We start from the raw sequence: 4,781 nt of genomic DNA, 5'->3' as shown, positions 1-4,781 counted from the left end.
GCATGATCCTTTCCGAAAATCGGAATCGATTTTCGGAAAGGATCATGCACAGATTCTAAGTGTTATGGCGTCCTTTGCGCGTCGTCCTATTGGACGCGCGGCGCTGTAGAGCGTTGTCGAGATCATGAATTGGTTGCCTTCGCACCGTTTCGTTGAGTCGGCATCGAAGATGGCCTTCTCGATGTAGACTAATTCTTCGGCGTCAGTTTAGTCATGACCTCGTCAAGGTTGAAGCTCGCGGGTTTCTGCCGGATCGGAAACTCCTTGAAGCTTTCCAGCCATTTGCCCACCACCGCCTGGGAGGGAACCATCACGAAGCTGCGGTCGACGAACCATTTGTCGTATTCAATCGACGTGTCGCCACGCTCGAACGGGTCGGCGCGCAGGTTGAAGAGCTTCGGCACACGCAAATTGGTGAACTCACGCCGCCAGACGTCCATGCCCTCGTGTTCCTGCGCCTTGAACACGACTTTCCAATCACCGACACGCACCGCGACCAGTTCCCCGTCATCGTTCCAGTAGAGGAAGTCACGCCGGGGAGATTCGGGCATGCTGCCGCTGAAGTAGGGCAGCAGATTGTAGCCGTCGAGATGCACCTTGAACGTCTTGGTGCCTGCCTGGTAGCCGGTCAGGCACTTCGCCACGATGTCGGGTTCGCCTGCCGCCGCGCAGAAGGTGGGGATCAGGTCGTAGTGCGAGAACGCGTCGTTGTAGATGGTGTTCGGCTTGATCACGCCCGGCCAGCGGACGAGCATCGGCACGCGGTAGCCGCCTTCCCAGTTGGTCGCTTTCTCGCCACGGAAGGGGGTATTGCCGCCGTCCGGCCAGGTTATCACCTCGGCGCCATTGTCGCTGGTATAGATGACGATCGTGTTGTTCGTGACGCCAAGATCATCGAGTTTCTTCAGTAAAAGGCCGATATGGCCGTCGTGCTCGACCATGCCGTCCGCGTAGATGCCCTTGCCGGTCTTGCCGTCGGACTCGGGCTTGAGGTGGGTGTTGACATGCATCCGGGTCGAGTTGAAATAACAGAACCAGGGGGTCGAAGCTTTGTGCTGGCGGTCGATGAAATCAATGGCGGCTGCTGATGTTTCGTCGTCGATCGTTTCCATGCGCTTGCGCGTCAGAGGTCCGGTATCCTCGATCTTGCCGTCGGCGAAGGAATGGATAACGCCGCGCGGGCCAAACCGCTTGGCGAATTCGGGGTCCTTGGGATAGTCGGGATTTTCCGGCTCTTCCTCCGCATTTAGATGGTAGAGATTGCCGAAAAACTCATCGAAGCCGTGGTTTGTGGGCAGGAACTCATCCCTGTCGCCGAGATGGTTCTTGCCGAACTGGCCGGTTGAATAGCCTAGCGCCTTCAGAAATTCGGCGACGCTCGGGTCTTCGGGCTGAAGACCAATATCGGCACCAGGCAGGCCGACCTTGGTGAGGCCGGTGCGGATGGGCGATTGCCGGCGCGGCCTGCCGTGCAGCTCTGCTCGCCATACCAGTCGGTGAACATCGCGCCTTCATTGCCGATGCGGTCGATGTTGGGCGTGCGGTATCCCATGATGCCGCGGTGATAGATGCTCGGATTGAACCAGCCGATGTCGTCGCCCATGATCATCAGAATGTTTGGCTTCTGGCCGGAGGCACCAGGTTGTGCGGCCGTTTCTTGTGCCGAAGCAACGGAGGTGGCCGACCGCGTCGTAACGGCTGCGGCGGCAAGGGCCGTCCCTGCGAGGAGAACGTCGCGTCGACTTACAGCCGAAGCGGTCCGCGTCCGGTCTTGTTCGCCATCTGGTGCTTGTTTGTTGGCCACGGGTGCCTTCCTTCCCTGATCGCCAAGATTACTGGCAGTATGGATTGGCAGCATTCCAAGCTCACTCTGCCTTCTCCCGATGCAGGCGTCAACGATAGCCACGAACTCATCGTGTGCGGCTCTGAAAAGTAAGAAAATCATAGGTTTGGCAGGTCACTCACTGTAAGCTCCCACCTATTGCAGACTAAACGTCGATCAGCTTGAGAAAGCCGCCGGCAATCAATCGCCGTCCTTCAAACAGCATTTTCTCGCCCTCTTTGGGCTGGATGCGCGGGTCGGCCAGCGCCTTGGCGAGCCCCAGGTCGCGCGCTTCCTTGCTTGGCCACTCGGTCCAGGAAAGAATGACGGTCTCACCGCTTCGGGCTGCCGCCGCCGTTTCAAAATCACGAAGCGGCACCTCGTCGGCGTCGAGATCGTGGCGTGCTTGTTCTGCATGAAAATCGGCATCGTTGGCGACGGTGCGATCCAGCTGGCAATCCACGACCCGCGTGGCGCCATATTCGCGATAGACCTCAGCCACATGCCTTGAAAAGCGCTGGTATTCCTCAAGCTTGGAGGTCTCCAGGGGGATGAGGTAGCCATCGATGTAGGACATAGGCGAACCCAATAGCCATTGTTGACGTCTGATGCTCGCAGCTAGCGTACCACGCAAGCGCCGGCCATCTACCCTTGGCGGCGCAATAGCCGGGTGAAGTGGCCCATCTTGCGGCCGGGGCGTGCCTCGGCCTTGCCGTAAAGGTGCACGGCGACGTCCGGTTCGGCCAACAGGGCCGGGACCTTGGCGATGTCGTCGCCGATCAGGTTTTCCATGATGCAGTCGGCGTGCCGGTTGGCATCGCCGAGCGGCAGGCCGGCAACGGCSCGGATRTGCTGCTCGAACTGCGAAACGACGCAGGCTGCCTCGGTCCAGTGGCCGGAATTGTGCACCCGCGGCGCCATCTCGTTGACCAAAAGCGAGCCGTCGGCAAGGACGAAAAACTCGACGCCGATAACGCCGACATAATCGAGGGCGGCGAGGATTTTGCGCGCGGCTTCGCGTGCAGCTTCCGCAGTCTCGACGCTGACCGCTGCCGGCAAGGTCGAGCTGGCAAGAATGCCGTTGCTGTGCACGTTTTCGGCAGGGTCGAAGGCTGCGATGCTGCCATCAGTACCGCGCGCGGCGATGATTGAAATTTCGCGCTCGAAGGTGACGAAGGATTCGAGGATCAGCGGCACATTGCCGAGCGAGGCACAGGCGCCATCGAAACCGCCCGAGGTGACATTGCGGAACACCAGCTGGCCCTTGCCGTCATAACCCATGCGGCAAGTCTTCAGCACGCCGCTGCCAGAAAAGGCTTGCAAGGCCGATGCCAGGTCCTGGTCGTTTTCCACAGGAATGAAGTCGGCTGTGGATATCCCAATGCCGTTCAGGAAGGTTTTTTCGACCAGGCGATCCTGGGCGACTGCCAGCGCACGTGCTGGCGGGTAGACGGGGACGGTACGAGCGAGTTGCTCGGCTGCCAGCACCGGCACGTTTTCGAATTCGTAGGTGACGACGGCACCGGCGCGCGCCAGTTCGTCGAGACCGGCCGGATCGTCATAGGCGGCAACGATCTGGCGGTTGGCGACCTGGGCCGCCGGGCAATCTGCCTGGGGCTCGAGAACAACGGTCTGATAGCCGAGGCGAGCCGCCGCCATGGCCAGCATGCGGCCAAGCTGGCCACCGCCGATGATGCCGATGGTGGCGCCAAGGGGAAGGGGCGCGCTCACGCGTCGTCCGTCGGCTGTTCGGCGACCCTTGCGGTCTGGGCGGCGCGCCATTCGTCGAGCCTTGTGGCGAGCGCGTCGTCAAAAAGGGCAAGCACGGCTGCGGCAAGCAGCGCTGCGTTGGCGGCACCGGCCTTGCCGATGGCAAGCGTTCCCACCGGGATGCCGGCCGGCATCTGAACAATGGAGAGCAGCGAATCCTGGCCCGACAGGGCCTTTGATTCGACCGGCACGCCGAACACCGGCAACGGGGTCATGGCTGCCGTCATTCCGGGAAGATGGGCGGCACCGCCGGCGCCGGCAATGATGACGCGGAAGCCGGCGGCCTTGGCGCCTTTGGCGAATTCATAGAGCCGGTCGGGGGTGCGGTGGGCCGAGACGATGCGCGCCTCATAGGTGATGCCGAGCACGTCGAGCAATTCGGCGGCATGGCGCATGGTCGCCCAGTCTGACTGGCTCCCCATGATGATGGCGACGTCGACCCTGTCCTTGCTCACGCGCGGCACCCCTGCTTGACAAGCCTGCGCTTAACCGAAATGCGCTGCCACCGCAACCAAAGGCCGGCTGCAAATGGCGGATTCTCAGGCAATGATGTCGGGGATGATCCGGTCTTCGATCTGGGTGATCTTGTCCTTGAGGACCAGTTTCTTTTTCTTCATCCGCTGGATCTGCAACGTATCGCAGCCCATCGCGATCATCGCGTTGATCGCGGCGTCGAAATCGGCATGGTCCTGCTTCAAGCGTGCAAACTCGAGACGAATCTCGGCCTGTTCCTGTTCCGACATGTCTACCGTCTGCAAACTCACTGGCGCACCCGGGGCGCTCCTAAGGCGGGTCGGCGACTCCTTGTCACCGGCCGCGAAGCCCTTATCACATTTCAAGCTGTCAGGAAATGCTACCACACGTTATTCGACATCGCCTTTCTGGGGTGGCAGACTGTCATGGTTCCGTCACAGAGCGCTGTCTGCGGTGGGCAGGGCTGTGCTCGGGACTTCGAGGAAACMATGAAAGGGAGAACCAATCATGTCTCTTGCTTCCCATCTTGAAGAGCTTCAGCGGAAACACGGCGACATCGAGCGTCAACTCGGTGAAGCGATGAATCATCCCTCGGTGGACGATTTGCAACTCGTCATGCTGAAGCGTCGCAAGCTGGCTCTCAAGGACGAGATTGAAAAGCTGAAAGGGGACCCGACCCAGCACTAAGGCCACGCTCTCGGTCTCCCCTTAGGGC

Annotated in this window: 5 protein-coding genes and 1 pseudogene; 1 reads left to right on the top strand and 5 read right to left on the bottom strand. The window is 60.6% G+C overall.

What is annotated here, in order from left to right; translation table 11 throughout:
* Nucleotides 1–188: 188 nt before the first annotated feature.
* The 5 genes and pseudogenes from AC1DWF_RS30325 to AC1DWF_RS30305 all read right to left on the bottom strand — a co-directional run bounded on the left by AC1DWF_RS30325 (nt 189) and on the right by AC1DWF_RS30305 (nt 4,335).
* Nucleotides 189–1,858 (bottom strand): annotated as a pseudogene (locus tag AC1DWF_RS30325) (arylsulfatase).
* A 130-nt stretch (nt 1,859–1,988) separates the two neighbouring features.
* A complete protein-coding gene (locus tag AC1DWF_RS30320; RefSeq protein ID WP_476785589.1) occupies nt 1,989–2,399 on the bottom strand; it encodes a DUF1428 domain-containing protein in 411 nt (136 codons plus the stop codon).
* Nucleotides 2,400–2,467: 68 nt separating this feature from the next.
* Nucleotides 2,468–3,553 (bottom strand): 5-(carboxyamino)imidazole ribonucleotide synthase, encoded by a 1,086-nt coding sequence (locus AC1DWF_RS30315; protein WP_476788187.1) that lies wholly within the window; start codon nt 3,551–3,553, stop codon nt 2,468–2,470.
* Nucleotides 3,550–4,014 carry a 5-(carboxyamino)imidazole ribonucleotide mutase gene (purE, locus tag AC1DWF_RS30310; protein ID WP_476786054.1) on the bottom strand — a complete coding sequence of 155 codons (465 nt, stop codon included), beginning with the start codon at nt 4,012–4,014 and terminating at the stop codon, nt 3,550–3,552. Before purE ends, AC1DWF_RS30315 begins: the two co-directional genes overlap by 4 nt.
* Before the next feature lie 117 nt (nt 4,015–4,131).
* Complete coding sequence (locus AC1DWF_RS30305) at nt 4,132–4,335, bottom strand: YdcH family protein (RefSeq protein ID WP_214391539.1); 204 nt, start codon at nt 4,333–4,335, stop codon at nt 4,132–4,134.
* Nucleotides 4,336–4,573: 238 nt separating this feature from the next.
* Here AC1DWF_RS30305 and AC1DWF_RS30300 point away from each other — a divergent pair, with 238 nt between their 5' ends.
* A complete protein-coding gene (locus AC1DWF_RS30300) occupies nt 4,574–4,753 on the top strand; it encodes a YdcH family protein (RefSeq protein WP_476786053.1) in 180 nt (59 codons plus the stop codon).
* Nucleotides 4,754–4,781 lie beyond the last annotated feature (28 nt).

It is taken from the genome of Aminobacter sp. P4_D5 (assembly GCF_056401815.1).
The sequence above is the reverse complement of the archived record's forward strand: the minus strand, read 5'-3'. Positions and strand labels throughout refer to the sequence as shown.

Excerpts from the sequence above, each read along its gene's own strand:
- AC1DWF_RS30320 (WP_476785589.1), bottom strand. The coding sequence starts at position 2,399 with ATGTCCTACATCGATGGCTACCTCATCCCCCTGGAGACCTCCAAGCTT.
- purE (WP_476786054.1), bottom strand. The coding sequence starts at position 4,014 with ATGGGGAGCCAGTCAGACTGGGCGACCATGCGCCATGCCGCCGAATTG.
- AC1DWF_RS30305 (WP_214391539.1), bottom strand. The coding sequence starts at position 4,335 with ATGTCGGAACAGGAACAGGCCGAGATTCGTCTCGAGTTTGCACGCTTG.
- AC1DWF_RS30300 (WP_476786053.1), top strand. The coding sequence starts at position 4,574 with ATGTCTCTTGCTTCCCATCTTGAAGAGCTTCAGCGGAAACACGGCGAC.